The organism is Streptomyces sp. NPDC050619 (genome assembly GCF_040654815.1).
Taxonomy (GTDB): Bacteria; Actinomycetota; Actinomycetes; order Streptomycetales; family Streptomycetaceae; genus Streptomyces.
Genome location: NZ_JBFAIR010000048.1, coordinates 23,305 through 43,354 on the forward strand (window position 1 = coordinate 23,305; position 20,050 = coordinate 43,354).

Annotated in this window: 19 protein-coding genes; 6 read left to right on the forward strand and 13 right to left on the reverse strand. The window is 70.3% G+C overall.

From position 1 onward, the window contains the following. The first annotated feature begins 95 nt into the window (after nt 1–95). Entirely contained in the window at nt 96–1,001 is a 906-nt protein-coding gene (locus AB0I77_RS46820) for a LysR family transcriptional regulator (RefSeq protein WP_363289117.1), read from the forward strand. Between the two features lie 32 nt (nt 1,002–1,033). Then, nucleotides 1,034–1,975, forward strand: coding sequence for a class A beta-lactamase (gene bla / locus AB0I77_RS46825; protein WP_363289060.1), 942 nt, complete (start codon nt 1,034–1,036; stop codon nt 1,973–1,975). Nucleotides 1,976–2,080: 105 nt separating this feature from the next. Here the strand turns inward: bla and AB0I77_RS46830 are convergent, their stop codons facing one another. Then, nucleotides 2,081–2,569 (reverse strand): hypothetical protein, encoded by a 489-nt coding sequence (locus AB0I77_RS46830; protein WP_363289061.1) that lies wholly within the window; start codon nt 2,567–2,569, stop codon nt 2,081–2,083. A gap of 140 nt (nt 2,570–2,709) precedes the next feature. Here AB0I77_RS46830 and AB0I77_RS46835 point away from each other — a divergent pair, with 140 nt between their 5' ends. Then, the gene (locus AB0I77_RS46835; RefSeq protein WP_363289062.1) at nt 2,710–4,833 is read left to right on the forward strand and encodes a prolyl oligopeptidase family serine peptidase; all 2,124 of its coding nucleotides are present in this window, start codon (nt 2,710–2,712) and stop codon (nt 4,831–4,833) included. A gap of 12 nt (nt 4,834–4,845) precedes the next feature. On the opposite strand, the gene AB0I77_RS46840 is transcribed toward AB0I77_RS46835, so the two are convergent. The 6 genes from AB0I77_RS46840 to AB0I77_RS46865 all read right to left on the reverse strand — a co-directional run bounded on the left by AB0I77_RS46840 (nt 4,846) and on the right by AB0I77_RS46865 (nt 12,268). Continuing rightward, a complete protein-coding gene (locus tag AB0I77_RS46840) occupies nt 4,846–5,052 on the reverse strand; it encodes a DUF397 domain-containing protein (protein WP_363289063.1) in 207 nt (68 codons plus the stop codon). Then, on the reverse strand, nt 5,049–5,876 hold the full coding sequence (locus AB0I77_RS46845; protein WP_363289064.1) for a helix-turn-helix transcriptional regulator: 828 nt from the start codon (nt 5,874–5,876) through the stop codon (nt 5,049–5,051). Before AB0I77_RS46845 ends, AB0I77_RS46840 begins: the two co-directional genes overlap by 4 nt. 130 nt (nt 5,877–6,006) lie before the next feature. Then, nucleotides 6,007–6,405 carry a hypothetical protein gene (locus AB0I77_RS46850; RefSeq protein ID WP_363289065.1) on the reverse strand — a complete coding sequence of 133 codons (399 nt, stop codon included), beginning with the start codon at nt 6,403–6,405 and terminating at the stop codon, nt 6,007–6,009. A 275-nt stretch (nt 6,406–6,680) separates the two neighbouring features. Then, nucleotides 6,681–8,459: an ABC transporter ATP-binding protein gene (locus AB0I77_RS46855; RefSeq protein ID WP_363289118.1), complete on the reverse strand. Its 1,779-nt coding sequence runs from the start codon at nt 8,457–8,459 to the stop codon at nt 6,681–6,683. 592 nt (nt 8,460–9,051) lie between these two features. Next, on the reverse strand, nt 9,052–10,305 hold the full coding sequence (locus AB0I77_RS46860) for a DUF2993 domain-containing protein (protein ID WP_363289119.1): 1,254 nt from the start codon (nt 10,303–10,305) through the stop codon (nt 9,052–9,054). Nucleotides 10,306–10,441: 136 nt separating this feature from the next. After that, a complete protein-coding gene (locus AB0I77_RS46865; RefSeq protein WP_363289066.1) occupies nt 10,442–12,268 on the reverse strand; it encodes a bifunctional metallophosphatase/5'-nucleotidase in 1,827 nt (608 codons plus the stop codon). Between the two features lie 150 nt (nt 12,269–12,418). On the opposite strand from AB0I77_RS46865, the gene mshD reads away from it, so the two are divergent. Then, nucleotides 12,419–13,348, forward strand: coding sequence for a mycothiol synthase (gene mshD / locus AB0I77_RS46870; RefSeq protein ID WP_363289068.1), 930 nt, complete (start codon nt 12,419–12,421; stop codon nt 13,346–13,348). Here mshD and AB0I77_RS46875 read toward each other — a convergent pair. From AB0I77_RS46875 to AB0I77_RS46895, 5 genes are all read right to left on the reverse strand, one after another. Continuing rightward, nucleotides 13,308–13,709, reverse strand: coding sequence for a hypothetical protein (locus AB0I77_RS46875; RefSeq protein WP_363289069.1), 402 nt, complete (start codon nt 13,707–13,709; stop codon nt 13,308–13,310). The genes mshD and AB0I77_RS46875 overlap by 41 nt on opposite strands. A 104-nt stretch (nt 13,710–13,813) precedes the next feature. Next, nucleotides 13,814–14,941, reverse strand: a complete 1,128-nt coding sequence (locus tag AB0I77_RS46880; RefSeq protein ID WP_363289070.1) for an isopentenyl transferase family protein — start codon at nt 14,939–14,941, stop codon at nt 13,814–13,816. Beyond that, complete coding sequence (locus tag AB0I77_RS46885; protein WP_363289071.1) at nt 14,938–15,879, reverse strand: NAD(P)-binding domain-containing protein; 942 nt, start codon at nt 15,877–15,879, stop codon at nt 14,938–14,940. The genes AB0I77_RS46880 and AB0I77_RS46885 overlap by 4 nt, the downstream gene beginning before the upstream one ends. Beyond that, nucleotides 15,876–17,102 (reverse strand): hypothetical protein, encoded by a 1,227-nt coding sequence (locus tag AB0I77_RS46890; protein ID WP_363289072.1) that lies wholly within the window; start codon nt 17,100–17,102, stop codon nt 15,876–15,878. The genes AB0I77_RS46885 and AB0I77_RS46890 overlap by 4 nt, the downstream gene beginning before the upstream one ends. Nucleotides 17,103–17,456: 354 nt before the next feature. Further along, a complete protein-coding gene (locus AB0I77_RS46895) occupies nt 17,457–17,888 on the reverse strand; it encodes an ATP-binding protein (protein WP_363289073.1) in 432 nt (143 codons plus the stop codon). A gap of 180 nt (nt 17,889–18,068) precedes the next feature. On the opposite strand from AB0I77_RS46895, the gene AB0I77_RS46900 reads away from it, so the two are divergent. After that, complete coding sequence (locus tag AB0I77_RS46900; RefSeq protein WP_363289074.1) at nt 18,069–19,331, forward strand: helix-turn-helix domain-containing protein; 1,263 nt, start codon at nt 18,069–18,071, stop codon at nt 19,329–19,331. On the opposite strand, the gene cutA is transcribed toward AB0I77_RS46900, so the two are convergent. Then, on the reverse strand, nt 19,332–19,655 hold the full coding sequence (gene cutA, locus AB0I77_RS46905) for a divalent-cation tolerance protein CutA (protein WP_363289075.1): 324 nt from the start codon (nt 19,653–19,655) through the stop codon (nt 19,332–19,334). Nucleotides 19,656–19,806: 151 nt separating this feature from the next. Between cutA and AB0I77_RS46910 the strand changes: the two genes are divergently transcribed. Then, nucleotides 19,807–20,004, forward strand: coding sequence for a hypothetical protein (locus tag AB0I77_RS46910; protein ID WP_363289076.1), 198 nt, complete (start codon nt 19,807–19,809; stop codon nt 20,002–20,004). Nucleotides 20,005–20,050: the final 46 nt, after the last annotated feature.

Consider the following 20,050-nt stretch of genomic DNA (forward strand, 5'->3'; position numbering starts at 1 on the left):
GGCCACCATGGTGCGGCTCGCACGAGCCAACACCGATGTGGTCTCGACCGATACCGTGCGGGTACGGACGCAGTTACCGTGCGGGTATGGACGCAGTGGAGACGCGAGAGCTCACGTACTTCGTGGCCGTCGCCGAGGAGTTGCACTTCGGCCGCGCGGCCCAGCGGCTCGGCATGGCGCAGCCACCGCTGTCCCGCGCCATCCAGCGGCTCGAACGGCGGATGGGCGTGGTGCTGCTGGAGCGCACCAGCCGCGCGGTGCGTCTGACACCGGCGGGCAGTGTCTTTCTCGCCGAGTGCCACAAGGCGCTCGACGCGGTCGCCGCCGCGGTGCGGCGGGCGCAGCGGGCGGGGCGGGACGTGCCGCGGTTGCTGGTGGTGATGAAGCCCGATGGGGACGCGGGCCTGTTGGAGCGGATCATGCCGGTGTACCAGCGGGACCCGGACGCCATCGAGGTCGAGGTGGTGGTGTGCGGGATCGGCGAGCAGGCGCGGATGCTGCGCGACGGGCGCGTCGACCTCGCGTTCCTGCACGCCCCGCACGACGACCTCGGCGGGTTCGACACCGAACCGCTGCTGACCCAGGACGAGGTGGCGGTTCTCCCCCGCGGCCACCGACTGGCCGACCGCGCCGCCTTGACGCTGGCCGACCTCGACGGCGAACCGACTCCCCGCTGGGCCGAGCCGAGTTCCGATGAGGCGAGCGGTCCGGAGGTGCGCGACACCGGGCAGCTGATGCAACTGATCGCCCTGGGCCGGCTGATCGCGGTGGTCCCGGAATCGGTACGGCGCCACGCGCGGTCGGACGTGGTGTGTGTGCCGGTGCTCGACGCGCCGAGCAGCTCGATCCTGTTGGCGTGGCCCGAACGGACGCGGTCGCGGGCGGTGGCCGCGTTCGTCCGGGCGAGTACGGAGGTCGCGGTCGCGGCAGGCGGTCGGGGGGTTGAGACGGCGCGGGCTCCGCGGCGGACGAAACCAGGCCGTGCCGCCAGGGCGTCTTGACGTACGTAAGTGATCACCTCAGAGGAGACACCTTGCACACGTACTCGAACGGACCCCGTCCGTCCCATCGGTCCCGTCCGTCCCGTCGTACCGCACTCGCTCTGGGCGCGGGCACCGCACTGTCCGCCACCCTCGCACTGGGCGGCGGTACGGCCCACGCCTTACCCGCCGCGGGTGGCATCGGCTCGCGGCTGAGGGAACTCGAGCAGGAACACACCGCCCGGCTGGGCGTGTTCGCCCGCAACATGCGCACCGGCAGGACGGTGTCGTACCGAGCCGACGAACGCTTCCCGATGGCCTCCGTGTTCAAGACGCTCGCCGCCGCGGCCGTCCTGCGCGACCTGGACCGCGACGGCGAGTACCTGGCCAAGCGCATCCGCTACACCCAGGAGTCCGTCGAGGAGTCGGGCTACGCCCCGGTCACCGGGAAGCCCGAGAACATCGCCGGCGGAATGACCGTCGGCGAGTTGTGCGACGCGGCCCTCCGCTTCAGCGACAACACCGCGGCCAACCTGCTGCTCCGAGAGCTGGGCGGACCGACCGCCATCACCCGCTTCTGCCGCTCGATCGGCGACGGCATCACCCGCCTCGACCGATGGGAGCCCGCACTCAACTCCGCGGAACCCTGGCGCCCGACCGACACCACCACCCCGCACGCCATCGGCCTGACCTACGCCCGCCTCACACTCGGCGACGTACTGGCACCCCGGGACCGGGAACGGCTCACCGACTGGCTGCTGCGCAACACCACCAGCACCGAGAAGTTCCGCAAGGGCCTCCCCGCCGACTGGCTGCTCGCCGACAAGACCGGCAGCGCGCGGTACGGCGGCTCCAACGACGTGGGCATCACCTGGCCGCCGGACGGCACACCGATCGTCCTGTCCGTCCTGACGACCCAACCGGAGGAAGCGGCACCGGCCGACGACCCGCTGGTGGCAGAGACCGCTGGGCTGCTGGCGGCGGAGCTCGTGTAGGGCCTGTCGTTTGGATCAGGTCGCAGGAAATCGACAGCACTGTTCAGTGCCGGTGTGGTGATGGTCCCGTTGGTCCCGGGACCATCACCGTCACGCTCTTCTCGTTCAGACCTTCGGTGATATGCCGAGGTTCACGCCGTTGGCGATCCCTACCGAGTCCACCGAGCCGCTCTGGGAGATGGTTTCCCCGAAGCACACCGACCACGAGTTCGCCCCGACCCCTGAGGACGAGCAAACCCAGGCGCCCAGCTTGCCGGATGAGTTGTACAGGTCCATCCCTGCTTGGACGGAGTAGAGGCTGGATCGGTTGTTACGCACGATCACCGCCCCCTGTACGGCGCCCCCGCCGGACGATCTGATCGCGCAGACCTGCGCGCCCACATCGGTGGCGAGCGCTTTGGTGCCGGCGCAATGCCACGTACTGGAGCTGGAGGTGATCGGGTTCGTGTTGCCGTAAGCACGCCAGCTGCCGCTGTCGGCGGCTGCGGCGGGGCCGGCGGTCGCCATACTCAGCCCGAGAGCAGCGGTGATGATGGTTGTCGATCCTGCGACCATCCGTGCAACTCGCATGTAATTCCCTTCCGGTTCACTCATGCCTATTGCGAACTAGGCCGGCACGCCATGCGGAAGGCGCGTCTGATCAGTCTCGGAGTCCTGCGCGACGCTGTGTACCTATAACGTTGCAGGGAGAAAGGCGAAACCGCCTCTACTCTCACGTAGCCACACAGGTAGCCATGGCAAGGTTCCCGCTCATGGCGATGGTCTCTCTGCCCGGTCAACTGGGCCGCACGCGGCGCTTCGTGCGCGGAGCGCCCGAGCAGTTCGCGGTCGCTCCCGATGGAGCGACCGTGCTGTTCCTGAGAAGCCGTGCCGGGGACGATCCGGTGTCCTGCCTGTGGGCGCTGGACGTTCCCTCAGGCGCGGAAAGGCTCCTCGCCGATCCTGCCGGATTGCTCGACGCCGCGCGTGAACCAGCCGCCGGGATTTCGGCTTACGCCACCGACCGGGCGGTGCGGCTGGCCGCCTTCGCCCTGGCCGGCGAGTTGTGGACCGTGGACGTCGGTACGGGGACCGTCCGGCGCCTTCCGGCTCGGGGCCCGGTCATGGACCCGCGTCCGGATCCGGCCGGGCGGTGGATCGCGTACGTCTGCGACGGCGCCCTGCGGGTGATCGAAGCCGAGGTGAGCGGAGATACGGCGCGACCTTCGACAGCGCGAAGTTCGACACCGCGAAGGACGAACGGTTTCGCTCGCCCGATCGCGGTGCCCGACGGGCCGGACGTCACCTTCGGGATCGCCGAGCACACCGGCAGCACCTCGGGCAGCAGCCCGCGCGGCCACTGGTGGGCGCCGGAGGAACCCCGGCTGCTGGTTGCTCGCACGGATGTCGCAGACGTCGAGCTGTGGCACCTTGCCGACCCGGCCGATCCCCGCAAGGCGCCGCTCGCGGTGCGCTACGCGGCGGCCGGCACGGCCAATGCCGAGGTCACCCTCTGGATCATCGGGCTCGACGGCTCGCGCAGCCAGGCCCACTGGGATCGGGACGCCTTCGAGTACGTGGTGGGCGCCGGCTGGGACGCGCACGGCCCCTACGCCGTCGTCCAGTCCCGCGACCAGCGCACCGTCCGGTTCCTCGCCATCGACCCGGACAACGGCCGGACCAGTGTGCTGAACGAGCAGCACGACCGGTGCTGGGTCCAGCTCGTGCCCGGCCTGCCGGCCCGCACCCCCTCCGGGTCGGTCGTCGCCCATCTCGACCGCGAGGGAACTCGCTACCTCACCGTGGACGGGGCCACTGTCACGGCACCCGGCCTCCAACTCCGCGCCGTACTCGGCACGGACGGCGAGGACGTGCTGTTCACCGCGTCGGAAGAGCCGACCGAGACCCACCTGTGGAGACATCGCCCCGGACACGGCACCCAGCGCCTGAGCACAGAGTCCGGCGTGCACTCCGGTGTCCTTCGCGCGGGGACCCTCGTACACACCGCCCGGTCCACGGATCGGCCGGGCGGACGGACCACGGTCCGGCGGGACGCACAACCTCCCGTCCCCATCGCATCGTTCGTCGAACGACCAGTCCTCGACGTCCATGCGACGCGGCTCGTCCTCGGACCGCGCCACCTGCGCGCCATGCTGCACCTGCCCTCCTGGCACCGCCCGGGCCGCGGACGGCTGCCGGTCCTGGTCGACCCGTACGGGGGCGCGAGCAGACAGCGGGTCACGGCTGAACTCGACTGGCGTTCCCTGGTCTCCCAGTGGCTCGCCGAACAGGGCTTCGCGGTCCTGGTCACCGACGGGCGCGGCACACCAGGGCGCGGCCCGGACTGGGAACGGGAGGTCCATGGCGACCTGTTCGGACCGGTCCTGGAGGACCAGGTGACCGCGCTCCACGAAGCCGCCCGGCTCCACCCCGAACTCGATCTCGACCGGGTCGGCATCCGCGGCTGGTCCTTCGGCGGCTCCCTGGCCGTACTGGCCGTACTGCGCCGCCCGGATGTCTTCCACTGCGCGGTCGCCGGAGCCGCCGTCACCGACCAGCGGCTCTACGCGGCCCACTGGCGCGAACGGTTCCTCGGCCACCCCGACGCACACCCCGCCCGCTACCAGGCATCCTCACTGGTCACAGCGGCACCGCAGCTGACTCGCCCCCTGCTCCTGATGCACGGCCTCGCCGACGACAACGTCCACCCCGCCCACACGCTACGACTGTCGAAGGCACTCCTCGCCTCCGGACGCCCGCACGAGGTGCTGCTCCTGCCCGGGGTGGGTCACCAAGCGCTGGGAACGGCGATGAGCGAGCAGCTCTTGTGGCATCAACTGCGGTTCCTGCGAAGGAACTTGGGTCCAGACGCCCTGTGACGCACTGCACGATCACCGCACTTCGCGCTTGACCTTTGTCACGAACGACGCCCACGACGTCGCACCGAACACGAGCAGCGGGCCGTCCGGGACCTTGCTGTCGCGGATGGGGACCAGGCTGGCGTAGCCGTCGGCGACCTCGACGCAGTTGTTGTCTCCCCCGTCGCTGTAGCTCGACTTGCGCCAGACGGCGGTGCTGAGGTCGGGGGCGTGCGTCATGATCTGTGCTCCTCCAGTACGTCCCGGATGAACGCCAGCGAGTCCGACGGGGACAGCGCCAGATCCCGCAGCCGATCGTAGGACAAACGGTGACGCAGGACATCCTCCGGATCGTCCATCAGCAGACCACTGCTGTCACCTTCCGTGTAGGCCACGGCACTTCCGTCCTTCTGCCACAGCAGGGTCAACGATCCCTTCGCCATGAGGTGGTGGATCCCGGCAGAGAACGGCAGCACCTGGACGACGACGTTGGGCCACTGCGCGACGGCCTCGATGTGCAGCAGCTGGCCTTCCCAAGTTTCCGCATCGGCCGAAGGGCGGCGGAAGGCGAGTTCGTCGATGACGAAGCGGACGCTGGGCGCCTGGTTCTTGCGCAGCAGAAGCTGTCGTCCCAGGCGTGCGGCCACCTGCTCCTCAACCGCCTCGGCGTCCTCGGCCGTTGTCTGGGGCTCAGACAACACCTCCCGCGCGAACGCCTCGGTCTGGAGCAGCCCGGGCACGTTCGGCGTGTACTTGTGCATGATCCGGGCCGTCGCCTCCAGCCGCATGAACTCCTTGTACTTGTCCTTGAACGCGTCGATCCGCGCCACCCTCCAGTGGCTGACCAGCAGGTCACCGGCCCCGTAATACGTGTCCAGATCCTCCATGACCGTCACCTTGGACAGCCGCTCACCCGACTCCAGACGGCTCAGATAACTCTCGTCGTACCCACTCTCGTCGGCCAGCTGGCCGAGCGACTTGCCCTCCTTCTCGCGCAGAAACCGAAGCGTCCGCCCCAGCACGGCCCGCCCCGACTGCCCTGCCCCGTCAACGAGTTCGTCCATGTCACCTCACCGTTGCCTGGGGCCGCCGCCAACATCGACCCCCTTCGCAGCGTACGCCCGAGCAGTGACGATCGAGACACGAACGGTAATCATCGCTCGTCAGGGCTACCCGATGACATCAAGGCCGCGCTCAGCGAGTACGAGCAGGATCGTAAATGAAGGCCAGAATCCCGTGTATGTGGCGTAGGGAACGAGGTTCTTGCTTTCGAGTCGCGAGAACCTCGAGCAGCTCGTAGCCGGAGCACAGCACCACCTCGTTTCCCTCATAGGACTCGAGGTTGACCACTGCGGCCTCAAGCAGCCCAACTTCACTGGCGAGCAGGGGAATCCGGTCGCGTCCCCAACTTGCGGCCAACCCGGCCCGCGCGTAGAGCGTGGGAATGAGGAGGGATCCGCTGGCGTTGCTGATTACCCTCTCATCTGCATCGCTCAGCCTGGCGATCTGAACATGGGCATGCTCGAGAACTTCCACGAGAGCGACCACTTCACGAATACTGATGGCGAGCGCACCTGCATCGGGTGGAAGCATGTGAAGTCCTCACTGGCGCAGTTACGCCCTAGATGAGCGAGATCTTCACATCGAACCCACAACCTGTCATCACCGTCCCATGGTGACGATTTGGACGAACGCGAGCCGCGCGACAGGCTATTTGCCCCTCAAGTCCGACTTGCCGCAATAGAGTCATTACTCATTGTGAAGTTAAGGCCGAACATTTCCATCAAAATAGTCACTAATTAAACTTTCGCGCCTTGAATGAGATTTTGCAAAGTCGTCCGTGTCGGGAACACGAGGGCGCCCGCCGCTCAGAGCCGGAGCGTCAGCGTGTCGTCCCCGCCGCCCGCGGCCAGCGCCTCCGGCAGCGGTCCCGCCAACCTCGCGTACGCCCCTCCCCGCGCCACCAGTTCCGCGTGCGTGCCCGCCTCCACCAGGCGGCCCTCGTCGACGACCAGGATGCGGTCGGCGTCCGGAGCCAGGCTCAGGTCGTGGGTGATCATGATGGTCGTACGGCCGGACATCAGGCGGCGCAGCGGCTGGACGACCTGGCGGGCGGCGACCGAGTCGAGGCCGGCCGTCGGTTCGTCCAGGACCAGGACCGGGGCGGCGCGGAGCATCGCGCGGGCGATGGTGATCCGCTTCAGCTGGCCGCCGGAGAGGGCCGCCGTGCCGGGGGCGATCTCGGTGTCGTATCCGTCGGGGAGGCGGCTGATGAAGGCGTGGGCGGCGGCGGATCGGGCCGCCCGCTCGATCTCGTCCTGGCGCGCGCCCGGGCGGCCGCACTCGATGTTCTCGCGGATCGTGCCGTTGAGGATCAGGGTCTCCTGGGGCAGCAGCGCGATGTTCTCGCGCAGGAACTCCAGCGGTACGTCCCGCAGCGGGACGCCGTCCAGGGTGATCACGCCCGCCGAGGGGTCGTAGAAGCGGGTGAGCAGTTTGGACAGGGTGGACTTGCCCGCGCCGCTCGCGCCCGTGAGGATCACCAGTTCGCCGGGGGCGGCGGTGAAGGTCACGTCGGCGAGGGAGCCGAGGGCCGCGCCCGGGTAGCGGAAGCTCACTCCGTGGAAGCCCACCCAGCCTCGGACGGGCCACGCCGGGACCGGTTCGGCGGGGTCGTTCACCGATGGCTCGGCGTCCAGGAGCTCGCCCAGGCGCTGGGCGCCCGCGGTGGCCGCGGTCAGGGTGAGGCCGAGCCGGCCGAGGTCGCGGATCGGCGGGTAGAGATAGCCGATGAAGGCGGCGAAGGCCAGGAGCTGGCCCAGGGTCATGCGGCCGGCGGAGATCTCCCAGACGCCGAGGCCGATCACCGTGAGCACGCACAGCGTCTCCACGACCTCGACGAACTGCTCGTACATCTCGCTCAGCCGCGCCCCGCGCACGGACGCCTTCATCCAGGCGCGGGCCTCGCGGTCGAGGCGGACCTCCTCGTCGCGGCGGCGGTTGTAGGCCTGAGTGAGGACCACGTTGCCCAGCGATTCCTCCACCACCGAGGTGATCGCGCCGTCGGCGACCCGCTCGTCCTGGGAGGCCTGCCTGATACGGCCGGAGAAGCGGCGGGCGGCGAGGAGGAAGAGGGGGGCGAGGACGAAGGTGGCCAGGGCGAGATCCCAGCGGAGCCAGAAGGCGGCGGCCGCGTAGAAGACGGCGGAGAAGGCGGCGGATACCGTGCCCACGACACCGGATACGACCATTTGTTCGATCGCCTCGACGTCTCCGGTCAGGCGCTCGACCAGGTCGCCCCGGCGGTGCTGCTGGAAGAAGTGCGGGGGCAGGTCCTGGACATGGCCGAAGACGTTCGCGCGCAGGCGCAGGACGAATCTCTCGGCGGTCCAGGTGGCGAGCGAGTTGCCGAGGTAGCCGACGATCGCACCGAGCACGGCGACGGCCAGCCAGCCCCCGGCCGGGCCCCAGAAGGCGGCGAGCGAGCCGGACTTCAGCGCGTTGTCGGTGAGCTCCGCGAACAGCAGGATCGAGGCGGTCTCGGCGAGCGCGGACACCACCACGCACGCGACGATCACCGCCAGCCACTTGCGGTCGCCGCGCGTCAGCGGCCAGAAGCGGCGGAAGGCCTCGCGGACTGCTCTCATCATTCCCTTCCTTTCCCGCTCCGGTCCTTTCCTGCTCCGGACATGGCCGAGGCGGGGCCCCCGGGGCGAGTCGCACTGCGCTCGCCGGCCGGGGCCCCCGCCTCGTGGCGTCCGACCTCAGCCCTTGTGCGCGATCGGGCGGCGCTTCGGGGCGTGCTTCTTCGGCGCGGCCTTCTTGTGGGCCGGAGCGGGCTTGCGGGTCTTCTTCACCGGGGCGACCTTGTGAAAGCTCATGGAATTTATCTCCTCTGCCTGTGAATCGCTTTGAATTCTTCGAATTCTTTGAATTGCTTGAATTGCTTGAATTGGTCAGCCCTTGTGCGCGACCGGGCGACGCTTCGGAGCGACCTTCTTGACGGCCTTCTTCTTGGGCGCCGGGGCAGCGGGCTTGCAGGCCTTCTTGACAGGGGCGATCTTGTGGAAGCTCATGCGGCTCTCCTTCTTTGCTTTCGCGTCGTTCGCTTTCGACATGGAAAACATTACGGGACGCCGGAGCCGGGAAAAGCCAATTCCGCTGAGACCTCGATGAATTGCACCTGAGAGAAAATTTCAGGAGTCACCTGGAACCGAACGGGAACTCACACAGCCTTTATTACCGGCCGAACGCCAGCCCCTGCCCCGCCAGCCGGACCCTGATCCCGTCCTGCTCCACCCGCACGTCCCGCAGCCGCAGCTCGCCCTGGGGCAGCTCGGGCAGCTGGAAGCCCAGGGAGAGCTGGTCGGCGAGGACCGGGCGGGTGAGCCGGGAGAGGGAGTCGAGGAGCGCCGGGTCGAAGCCGAGGCGGTCGAGCACCTCCGGGTTGGCGAGGGCCAGGTCGAGGAGGTTGACCCGCATGGCCTGGCGGACGAAGCCGGGGGAGCCGGTCAGCTCGGCGAGCTTGTCGTCGTTGCGCAGCGCCTCACGGACCGTCGCGTCGGGCACCCCCATGCGCCGTACGACCGACGGCACCCCCAGCAGCGCCCGCACCTTGCGCGTCTCGCGGGCCAGCTGGGCGGCCGACTTCGGCGTCAGGTGCAGGCCCTCCGAGGCGCGGACACCGGGCCGGTACGTCGCCAGGTCCCCGACGTCCAGGCGCATGCCGCCGATCGTCGTGGCGATGCCCTGGTCGCCGGCGCGCCCGACGCGGACGTCGGCCCGCAGCCGCAGATCCTGTCCGGCGACCGGCAGCTTGCCGCGCGCCAGGATCCGGTCGCGGTCGGCACGCTCGAACGTCAGCTGGGAGGCGCCGAGTTCACGGTTCATGTCGGCGAAGGAGAGCAGCGCGTCACCGTTCAGCTCGGGAACGCGGGCCCCGCGCACGGAGGTCGGCCCGTCGCCGTCGAGCGTGATGTCGTGTGCCGTCGCCGTCACCGCCAAGGTGACCCGGCCGGCCGCCACGTCCGGGACGGTCAGCTGCACCGAGTCCAGCCGCCCGTCGACGAGTTGGGGCAGGAAGGGGAAGCCGTCGATCTTCACCTCGGGCGCCGCGGTCAGCTTCATGCGGTCCTTGAGGGCGTCCCCCGCCCGGTGCTCGGCGTAGAGCACGGCCCAGCGGTCGGCGAGGGTGAGGAAGGCGGCGAGGACCACGAGGCCCACCACCGCCTTCAGCGCGAACGGCAGCCCGGCGAAACGACCACGCCTGCGGCGACGGCCGCCTTGGCGGTGGTTGGGCTGGACCCAGTCCTCTTCCTGCCCGGAGGCCCGGTCTGCCCCCTGCTCGTCGGTGTCCTCTTCGGTGTCCTCTTCGGCTAACTCCTCCAGGGGGCCGTCATCGAGGGCACCGAGTTCGTCGTACGGGTTGGGATGGGCGCGTTCGTACGGGTCGGGGCTCGGATGCGTCGCTGTGTGGTGGGGGGAGGTACGCATCATTCATCCGAACATGCGTACCGGCCTCACTCGCAACTTCTATCGGGGGTATGCGATGTAGCTCACGATCGTGATGGGGTGTTCCTCGGCACCCTGGCTGTCCGCCGAGGAACACCCCAACGTGGGCGTATGCGACTCAGCTCACGACCGTGATCCGGTTGGCCGCCGGAGGCGCGATCGGGTTCGTGGCCGACGAGTTCGCCGTCAGGTACTGCTCCAGCGCCGTCAGGTCGTCGCCCCCGACCAGGTCGTTCGTCCCCGTCCCCAGCGTGGTGAAGCCGTCGCCGCCGCCCGCGAGGAAGCTGTTCGTGGCGACGCGGTAGGTGGCCGCCGGGTCGATGGCCGTGCCGTTCAGCTTGACGGAGTCGGTGACGATCCGGTCCGCGCCGGTCTTCGTCAGGTCCAGGGTGTACGTCAGACCGGTCGACGGCTGAAGGATCTTCGGCGAGGCGGTGTTCGTGCCGCTCACCTGTTCCTTGAGCACCTGGATCAGCTGGGCGCCCGTGAAGTCCTGGAGGTTCACGGTGTTGGCGAACGGCTGCACCGTGAAGCCCTCGGCGTACGTCACCACGCCGTCGCCCTCACCGGCCTTCGCCGCGTAGGTGAGGCCCGCCCGCACACCGCCCGGGTTCATCAGCGCGAGGTCGGTCTCGGGGTCCAGTTCCTTGCCGGCGGCGAGCTGCGCGTCGGCGATCAGGTCACCCATCGGCGACTCCGTGCCCGTGTTCGGGATGTCGGCGGAGATGTGGCCGATCGTGCGGTTGCCGATGGGCGCCGCGAGGGTGTTCCACCTGCTGATCAGCTCGGTCATGTCGGTCGCCTTGGGGACGGTCCGGGTGACCACGTGGTTCGCCGACTGCACGGCCGTACGGGCGATGTCGCCGGTCCAACGGTCGTACGTGAGCGTCGTGTCCGTGTAGAGGCGGCCGAAGGACGCGGCCGAGGTGACCATGCGCGGCTTGCCCGCCGGGTCGGGGATGGTGCACACGTACGCGGTGTGGGTGTGGCCGGTGACCAGCGCGTCCACCGACGGCGTGATGTTCTTGGCGATGTCGACGATCGGGCCGGAGACGCCGTCGCCCGCGCCCGGCGAGTCGCAGTCGTAGTTGTACGACGACGAAGCCGGCAGTCCGCCTTCGTGGATGAGGGCGACGATCGACTTCACGCCCTGCTTCTGCAACACCTTGGCGTACTTGTTGATCGTCTCGACCTCGTCCTTGAAGGTGAGGCCCTTGACGCCGTCGGCGGAGACGATGCCCGGGGTGTCCTCCAGGGTCACGCCGATGAAGCCGACCTTGACGTCCTTCTTCTGCCACACCCAGTACGGCTTGAGGATCGGCTTGCCGGTCTTCTCGTCCAGGACGTTGGCGGCGAGGTACGGGAAGTCGGCGCCCTCGAAGCCTTCGTCCGAGTAGCAGCCGTCCGTGGGGTGGCAGCCGCCGTTCTGTAGCCGGGCCAGCTCGCGCGCGCCCTCGTCGAACTCGTGGTTGCCGACGCTCGTCACATCGAGGTCGAGCTTGTTCAGCGCCTCGATGGTGGGCTCGTCGTGGAAGAGACCCGAGATGAGCGGGGATGCGCCGACCATGTCGCCGCCGGCCGCGGTGATGGAGTACCCGTTGCCCTTGCGGGCCTCGCGCAGATGCGTGGCCAGGTACTCGACACCACCGGCGTCGATGGTCGTCGTCGTGCCGTCCTCGTGGGTCTCGGTGACCCGGCCGGAGGAGCCGGACGGCGGCTCCAGGTTGCCGTGCAGGTCGTTGAAGGACAGCAGTTGTACGTCCTGGTAGCGGCCCGGCGCGTGACCGCCCGGCCCGCCCTTGCTCTCGCCCGGGCTCGCCGCCGACGGCAGCGCGGCGGCGAGGGCGCCGACGGTGGCGAGTCCGGCGGCCGCGGCCACCAGACGGAAGGTACGACGTCTGCGGCGCACGGCTTCGGCCTGGCGCGGCTGGGATATGGCTGGCATACGCCCCCCTGTGGTTCTGCTGCGGAAGTGGCCCCGTTGTTCCCGGCGCAGCCTAGGGTCAACGCGCGTAGCGCGACAGAGGGTTCGTGGTTACATCCTGGTTGCTTCTTTGCCCCCACTTTGCCGGGGCGTCCCCTTACCCTCGTACGCATGACCAGCGACGACACCGCAGCACAGTCCGGCAACCCCCGCTCGATCGAAACCCACTCCGCGCTCTCCCCGGGCCAGACCGAGGCCGTGCTCGCACTGCTCGCGGAGGCCGCCCGGAACGACGGACGGCAAGCGGTGTCCGAACAAGGCCGGTTGCAGCTGCGGGGCCGGGCGCGTGAGGGCGTGTCCCACCTGCTCCTCTCCGTCGACGACGAACTCGTCGGCTACGCCCAGCTGGAGGACACCGACCCGGTGGAGGCGCCGGCCGCGGAACTGGTCGTCCACCCCGCGCACCGGGGCCACGGACACGGGCGGGCCCTCGGCGCGGCCCTGCTCGCCGCGTCCGGGAAGCGGCTGCGGGTGTGGGCCCACGGCGGCCACTCCGCGGCCCGGCATCTGGCCCAGGTCCTGGGGCTGACCCTCTTTCGCGAACTGCGCCAGATGCGGCGCCCGTTGACGGACCTGAACCTCCCCGAGCCGGTGCTCCCCGAGGGCGTGACCGTCCGCACCTTCGTCCCCGGCACCGACGACACGGCCTGGCTCGCCGTCAACGCGGCCTCCTTCGCCCACCATCCCGAACAGGGCTCCCTCACCCAGCGCGACCTCGACGACCGCAAGGCTCAGCCGTGGTTCGACCCGTCCGGCTTCTTCCTGGCCTTCCGGGGCGACGAACTGATCGGCTTCCACTGGACGAAGGTCCACGCGGAGGAGCAGCTGGGCGAGGTGTACGTCCTGGGCGTCGGGCCCGGTGCGCAGGGCGGCGGCCTGGGCAAGGCTCTGACGACGATCGGCCTGCGCCATCTCGCGGCCCAGGGCCTGCCCACGGCGATGCTGTACGTCGACGCCGACAACAAGGCGGCGGTGTCGGTCTACGAGCGGCTGGGATTCGTCACGTACGAGACGGACCTGATGTACCGGACGGAGACCTGAGCGGAGGCCTGACCGGAGGCCCGCCGCGAGGGCCTCGTGGGCGGCGCTGCTCCTCCTTCACGGCGTCGAACAGGTCAGGTTCGCGCGGGGGAGTCGGCTGTGCCGCCAGCCGGTCGAACACCGCGCACTCCCGCGACACGGCAGCACCCGGTGGCGTCCAGCGCAGCACCCCGACGGGGCGCCCTGGCGTCAGTCCCAGCTCCTCCACCTGCTTCCGCGTCAGGTAGCGGTCCGGGAGCGTGTCCGGGGTGAAGACCGGCAGGCTCGGGCGGGGCGGGGCGGCCCCGGGTTCGCTGTAGTACGGCTCCTCGAACAGGTCCCAGCCCCGGGGTGTGCGCGTGCGGCGGGTTCTCGGCGGCATGGGGTCATCCTGCCCGGCGCGGGAGGAGTAGCACCCGGGGAACCGGGAGGCCGGACGCACGACGGCCCCCGTCGCAGCGGGGGCCGTGGGCTATGCGTGCCGGGTTACGCGGCGGCGACCTTCACCAGGAAGTCGGCGTTCGCGGCCAGGTCGTGGCCCAGGACCACCGCGTGGTGGGGGAGTTCGGCCAGGCACTCGGCGACCGCCTGGCGCGCGTCGGCGGTGCCACCTCCATCGACGCGCGCCAGCTCGAACACGTCGGGGTACCGGTCCTCGGTCTTCCCGCTCATGAAGTCCCCTTCCCCCAGCGTCCGCCCGCCCCCGGCCAGGTTCGGGGTGGCGCCGGGCTCGATGCGGGGGAACATCAGCGCCGCAGCCTGCCCGCCGGTCGCCAGGTCCAGCCCGAACCAGGTGGGGAACTGGTCGGGGAACACCTGCGCCTTCAACTCCCGCTTGCCGTCCCACAGCGGTTCCCGACGCCCGGCCACCAGAGCGTCCGTCACCCGCTGGTCCTGGGTGGGGTGCAGCGACTCCCCGGCCTCCAGCCGCTCCCGGGCCACGTCGAACCAGCCCAGGGCGTCCAGTAGCCCCAGGCCGAGCGCGGCGGCCGAGGGCCAGGGCAGCACGTCCACGCCCGCGGCGGCGTTGACGCGGACGAACACGCGGTCATTGGCCAGCAGCTCCCACCCGTGGCGCGCGGCCAGCGCCACGGCGCTGGTGGTCTTGCCCGCGCCCTTGGACCCGAACGCCAGGATCACCCGTCCGTCCAGAGCCACGGCCGAGGCGTGCAGTACGGACCAGCCGGAGCGCAGCAGCACGCCGCGCATGGCCTCTCGCGCCAGGCGGGCGGCGGCGGTAGCCACCGGCTCGGTGTCGCACCCCACGATGGTCAGCCGCCCGGTGGCGGTCTCCGAGCGGTACGCCAGGGCCTCGTCCGGGGAGACGGCCGTGATGACGCCCTCCACCTCGTCCCGTGCCACCAGGGTGTGGGCCTTGGCGTACGTGGTGCTCGTGTGCGGGGCCTGGGTCACGGCCAGGGCGGCGTCCGCGTACTGCTGGGGGTCCACGTCGGACACGACCAGCGGGGCGGCACACACGCTCTCCGGAGCTACGTCTACGGCGTTCCACCACGGCCCGAAGTAGCGGCGGGACCAGTCGGTGACGGTCTGGGTGGAGGAGAGCACGGACACAGCCGCGTCGGCGGCCTCCAGACGGGTGGCGTAGGTGGTCACGGGGTCCTCACTGTCGGAAGGGAACTGGATGGGGTATCGCGCAACGCCCGGTAGGCGGCGCGGAGTTTGGCGTGGACGGCGTCGAGCTGGCGGGCCTCTGCCTCGTCCAGGGCAGGCAGGCACGGTAGAGGACGCCCGGCCGTGAACCGCAACGGAATTCCCAGCCACCCGTCCCGGTACGGCGCGGACAGCTCCACCAGCCCGTCCTCCACGCCGAGCGCCAGGCGCAGCGCGGTGACGACCGCACCGGCCGGTCCGGACCGGGTGCGCCCGATCCCGGCGTTGATCCGTCCGGGGCGGGCGGCCAGCTCGTCGCGTACCTGCTGGAGGGGGACGGGCAGGGGATGGCCGTTGACGCGGGTGGCGGAGGCGCACACCACGGCGGCGTCCCCGTGCTCCCCGATCACGTGGCCGTCCACGGCGTCCAGCGGTACGTCCAGCAGGCGGGCCAGGGTGAGGCGGTAGCGGGCGCTGTCCAGGTTGGAGCCGATGCCGAACACCCGCGCGCAGCCCGAGGCGTCAGCGAACAGGCGGGCCATCACGTCCACCGGGTTGGTGACCATCAGCACCGTGCCGGAGTAGCCGCGCAGTGCCGCCCCGAGAGCGCGGACCACGGGGGCGTTGGCGTGCGCTCCGCCCATGCGCACGTCCGTGGTGTGGCTGTTGGTGAACCGGGCGCGCACAGCGACCACCACAGCCCGGCAGTCCACCAGCTCGGCCAGGAGCACGGCGGCCGGGCGCGCCGGGGAGCCGACCGCCGCGCGCATGTCGTCCAGGTCGGCCACTAGGGCGGCAGTCTGCTCCGGCGTACGGGAGGCGACCAGCAGCCGGGCGCACAGCCCGGAGGCCACCAGCGCCCCGGCCACGGCCTGCCCGACCGCTCCGGCCCCGACCACGCCGACCGCCGACACCGGGGGCGCGGGCGCGGGCGAGGTCACGAGGCCACCGCCAGGGCGTGACCCAGGGCGCGGTCCCACACGCCGCGTACGTCCGCGCCGGTCGCCAGGTCGGCGCTCACCACGTCCACCAGCGTGCACACCGCCACGGCCCGCTCCACCAGGGCCAGCCCCTGGGCGGGCAACGGCAGCGCGGAGGGCGCGGACAGGTACGTGGTCAGGATGTTGGTGGTGTCCATCAGCCACAGCGTCAGCAGCTCGCGCAGCCATACCCGCCGCGCCTGGCGGGACAGCCGCAGCGCCCGCGCCTGCCCAAACACGCCCAGCCCCTCCACGACCTGCCGGGCGGTGGTTGCGTCCGGCTGTCGGGCGGCCAGGAACAGCACGGTACGGCTGAGCAGCTTGGCCACGTCCACGCTCGGACCAGCCCGTAACAGCCCGGGGTCCAGCAGTACCGGCCGCGCCTCGGGGCCGTCCGGGAACACCACGTGCTCCGGCTTGAGGTCCCCGTACGCCAGCGTGGTGCGCGTGACCGGGGCCAGGCGCATACGCAGCCGGTGCAGCCGCGCCACGGCGCTGCGCAACAGCTCCACCACCTCCTGGCGCCGGCCCGGGGTGCAGCGCTCAGCGCCCAGGCGGTCCACGTACACCGTCCCGGACAGGCCGTTGAACTTGCGCAGGAACGTGCCCGCGATGCTGCGTTCCCCGATCACCCCGCCAGGGTCCAGACGGCGCACCAGCTCCGGGTAATGCAGCGGGCGCAGCTCCGCGAGCGGCACGGCCAGCAGCTCGGCCGTGTCCCCGGGGGATGCCAGCAGCAGCTCCCCCAGGGTCGGGCCGGTCACCGGCTCCGTGAACAGCACGCCCCGGCTCGTCCCGGCCAGCGCACACACTCGGGGTTGTTTCATGCCGGCCAGGAGCCGGAGCTGGACGGCCTCCCGTTCCACCAGGCCGTCCGCGCGTTGCTCGTACTCGCGTTGCGACTGGGCGACGTTGGGCCAGTTGCCGCACGCGCCACGTACCAGGGACACGAGGGAGACGCCTAGGACGGACACCTTCGCGTACAGGATTCGGTCTCCCACCCGGGCGCGGTGCACGTAGCTGGTGACGCTGGGCACGTGCTGCTCCAGGCACACCGGTGCGCCTGACCACAGGTCGGCGGCGGCCCGGTGGATCTGGGCAGCGGCGTGCACGAAGACCTCCCCAACGCTGGGCCGGGTCAACAGCTCGCGCAAGGGTGGAACGGTGGGAACGTCGGTGGTCATGAACGCCTCCTCGGGCTTGGCTTGCTGTCCGTGCACGGTCCGCGCTCCGGGAGCGGAGGGCGGGGGCCTCCCTCCCCGACGGGGGACGCGGGGAGGGAGGCGGTCAAGGCCGCCCCAGCCGTGGGCTGTCCGGTCACCGCAGCCGGGGCAGCAGCTCAGGGCGCGCTACCGGGTGGGCGGGGCTGACAGTTGGGCGCGCACACCCACAGGCGGAACAGGTGGCCACGGTGTCGCGTGTCGCCCCAGACCCGGCCGCCCGCTCCCAGGGGACGGCCGCAGCGGGCGCAGTCCATGGCCATCTGCTGTCGGGCTGGAGCCGGGCTATGTCCGGCAGGGCCTGGGCGGGTTGCTCGGTCACGGCTTCACGTCCGTCCGCAGCTCCGCCCACACCCGTTTCCCCCAGCCCAGCAGGTCCGTTCCCCACCGGTCGGACAGGGCCTCTACGACCACCAGGCCCCGGCCGCCCGTGTCGGTGGCGCAAGCGGTACGCATCGCGGGCAGAGAGCGCGGGGCTTTGTCCACGACCGCGACCCGGACCCACCTGGGGGTGGGACGGCTGACGGTGACCCGGATGTTCCGGGACGCCGTGTGCTTCGAGCTGTTGGCCACCAGCTCGGACACGATCACGCAACTGTCGTCCGCCAGGTCCTCCAGCTCCCCCAGCCCCCAAGCGGTCAACGCTGTGCGCACGAGGCTGCGGGCGGCCGATGCGCTGGCCTCCTCGCAAGGCAGGGTCTCGGTGTAGCCCGGGTGCCCTGTGGGGTGAGCGGAAGCGGTCACAGTCATCAGAGCCTCGTCGGTCGTGAGCGGGGACCGTGTCCATCTGCTAAGCAGTGGGCACATACCTAGCCAACGACTGCGCGTGCGGGGCTGGGAGGGCCGGGAAAGGGTGCGTTTTCCGGCTGGGGGCCAGCATGGGGGGCCAGAATGAAAACCGGCATTGCAAACGAGACTTGAGGGCAGCGCATGATGAGTCCGGACGGCATTGGCCACTTGCTGCGTGCTCTCCGCGAACAGGCGGGGCGCACCAGACGCGACCAGGCCGAACACCTGGAGCAGGTCAGCGGCCGGTTCGTCGACCCGGAGAACATCAAGCGCTGGGAGACGGAGAAGCGGCTCCCCATCCCGGACTGGCACGACGTGATCACCGAGGGGTACGGCATCCCCGTGGAGGAAGTCCGGCGGGCGGTGGCCGCCAGCCGCCGGTATCGCAGGCTCGTGTCAACATCGGTATTACTAGAGGACCAAGAGGAGGTTTCCCCCGTGGAGCGACGTGAATTCCTCGGCGTCTCGATACTGGCCGCTGGGATCGCCACCGAGCCATGGGGACGGCTCGCGGCGGCACTCGCCGGTCCGAATGTGGACAGCCAAGTCACGGACGAACTGGTGGAGGCGACAGCGGACCTGTTCGTGAGCGAACACCACATCCCCGCCAAGCTGCTGGCCGACCGCCTGGGCGGCCACCTGGAGACCTTGACCGCACTCATCCCCCGCTCCGGCCCCCACCGCCAGGCGCTCACCATCGCGGCCGGGGAGACGGCCGCACTCGCGGGCTGGGCGGCCTACGACGTGGGCGACATGGCCACCGCCCGCCACTACTACAAGACGGCGGCTCTGGCCGGACGTGAGGCCGGTCATCCGGCAGTCGTCGCCCTGGCCATGGGCTACGCCTCCTACGCCGTACCGGCGGACAAGGCCCGGGAGATGCTGGCCGCCGCCCAGGAGCACGTACGCGGCGCCGGGTACGCCGCTGCCCGCTCCTGGCTCGCCGCCCGGGAGGCGGAGGAAGCCGCCGCGAGCGGCGACCGGGAGGGCGCGGTGCGCGCTCTGGACCGGGCGACCACCGCCTTTGACTACGCCAACCCCGAGGCCGAACAGGCGTGGATTCGCTTCTACCAGCGGCCCCGCCTGGACTCCCTGACGGTCTCCACGTACTTCCAGCTACGCCACCCCGACCTTGGACGGGCTACCGAAGACGCCTTGACGCACCTGGGGGACGACGACTCCAAGGTGTCCATCGCGGTCCTGTCCGACGCGGCCACCGGCTATGTGCTGTCCGGCGACGTGGACCGGGGCGTGGAGGTCGGGCGCCGGTTCGTGGACGCCGCGACCACCACGCCCACGACCATGGGCCGCCAGCGCCTGGCGTCCATGGCGGCGCTGCTGCCCCAGCAGCACAGTGCGGCGCGGGACCTCACCGAGGACATCCGCGCCGCACTCGCCGCCTGATCAGCCCTTGGCCGTCTCCTCGCTCACCCAGGAGAGGTAGGCGTCACTGCCGTGCGTGACCGGGGTGGCGATGATCTCCGGGGTGTCGTAGTCGTGCGCCTGCTTGATGTGCGCCTCCAGCTCCGGGTACCGCTCGGCGGTCGTCTTGTACAGCACGCGCCACTCCTGGTCCGTCTGCACCGCGCCCTCCCAGCGGTACACGCTGGTGATCGGCCCATCAATCTGCGCGCAGGCCGCCACCTTGGCCTCCACCGCGCTGGCGGCCAGAGCCTGGGCCTTCTCGGTGGCGTCGGTCGTGGTCAGAACGGTCAGGTACTCAGCCACAGTTGGTCTCCTTCGGTACGGCGTCCCCGGGACCGTACCGGGGCTTGAGGAAAATCGGCGTCAGATCGTGCGTCTGCACGTTCCGTGACGATCTACCTCAGCGGCTGGCTAGGACCACAATCCACACAGGCTCCTGGGGAGGGACAACACGATGGAACTGGTACCCGGCGAGTACGAGTTCCCCTGCTACGAATGCGACGGCGACGGGTCTGTGCAAGTCATTCGGGGCACCGACGACGATGAACCCGAGCTCGTCTGGGATAAGTGCGACGACTGCCGCGGCGAAGGAACCTTCATCTACGACGAGCAGGAGGCGGCAGAAGCCATCGAGGCTCACGTATTTCCTTAGGTATCCGTAGTGATTCGTCATGCGTCGGCGTCATGCCGTGTGCTCG

Bases quoted from the DNA above. Each gene is read 5' to 3' on its own strand.
- AB0I77_RS46855 (WP_363289118.1), bottom strand. From the start codon at position 8,459: ATGAGAGCAGTCCGCGAGGCCTTCCGCCGCTTCTGGCCGCTGACGCGC.
- AB0I77_RS46830 (WP_363289061.1), bottom strand. From the start codon at position 2,569: ATGAGTGAACCGGAAGGGAATTACATGCGAGTTGCACGGATGGTCGCA.
- AB0I77_RS46890 (WP_363289072.1), bottom strand. From the start codon at position 17,102: ATGACCACCGACGTTCCCACCGTTCCACCCTTGCGCGAGCTGTTGACC.
- mshD (WP_363289068.1), top strand. From the start codon at position 12,419: ATGACCAGCGACGACACCGCAGCACAGTCCGGCAACCCCCGCTCGATC.
- AB0I77_RS46895 (WP_363289073.1), bottom strand. From the start codon at position 17,888: ATGACTGTGACCGCTTCCGCTCACCCCACAGGGCACCCGGGCTACACC.
- AB0I77_RS46900 (WP_363289074.1), top strand. From the start codon at position 18,069: ATGATGAGTCCGGACGGCATTGGCCACTTGCTGCGTGCTCTCCGCGAA.
- AB0I77_RS46875 (WP_363289069.1), bottom strand. From the start codon at position 13,709: ATGCCGCCGAGAACCCGCCGCACGCGCACACCCCGGGGCTGGGACCTG.
- AB0I77_RS46860 (WP_363289119.1), bottom strand. From the start codon at position 10,305: ATGCGTACCTCCCCCCACCACACAGCGACGCATCCGAGCCCCGACCCG.
- AB0I77_RS46845 (WP_363289064.1), bottom strand. From the start codon at position 5,876: ATGGACGAACTCGTTGACGGGGCAGGGCAGTCGGGGCGGGCCGTGCTG.
- AB0I77_RS46865 (WP_363289066.1), bottom strand. From the start codon at position 12,268: ATGCCAGCCATATCCCAGCCGCGCCAGGCCGAAGCCGTGCGCCGCAGA.
- AB0I77_RS46850 (WP_363289065.1), bottom strand. From the start codon at position 6,405: ATGCTTCCACCCGATGCAGGTGCGCTCGCCATCAGTATTCGTGAAGTG.
- AB0I77_RS46910 (WP_363289076.1), top strand. From the start codon at position 19,807: ATGGAACTGGTACCCGGCGAGTACGAGTTCCCCTGCTACGAATGCGAC.
- AB0I77_RS46840 (WP_363289063.1), bottom strand. From the start codon at position 5,052: ATGACGCACGCCCCCGACCTCAGCACCGCCGTCTGGCGCAAGTCGAGC.
- AB0I77_RS46835 (WP_363289062.1), top strand. From the start codon at position 2,710: ATGGCAAGGTTCCCGCTCATGGCGATGGTCTCTCTGCCCGGTCAACTG.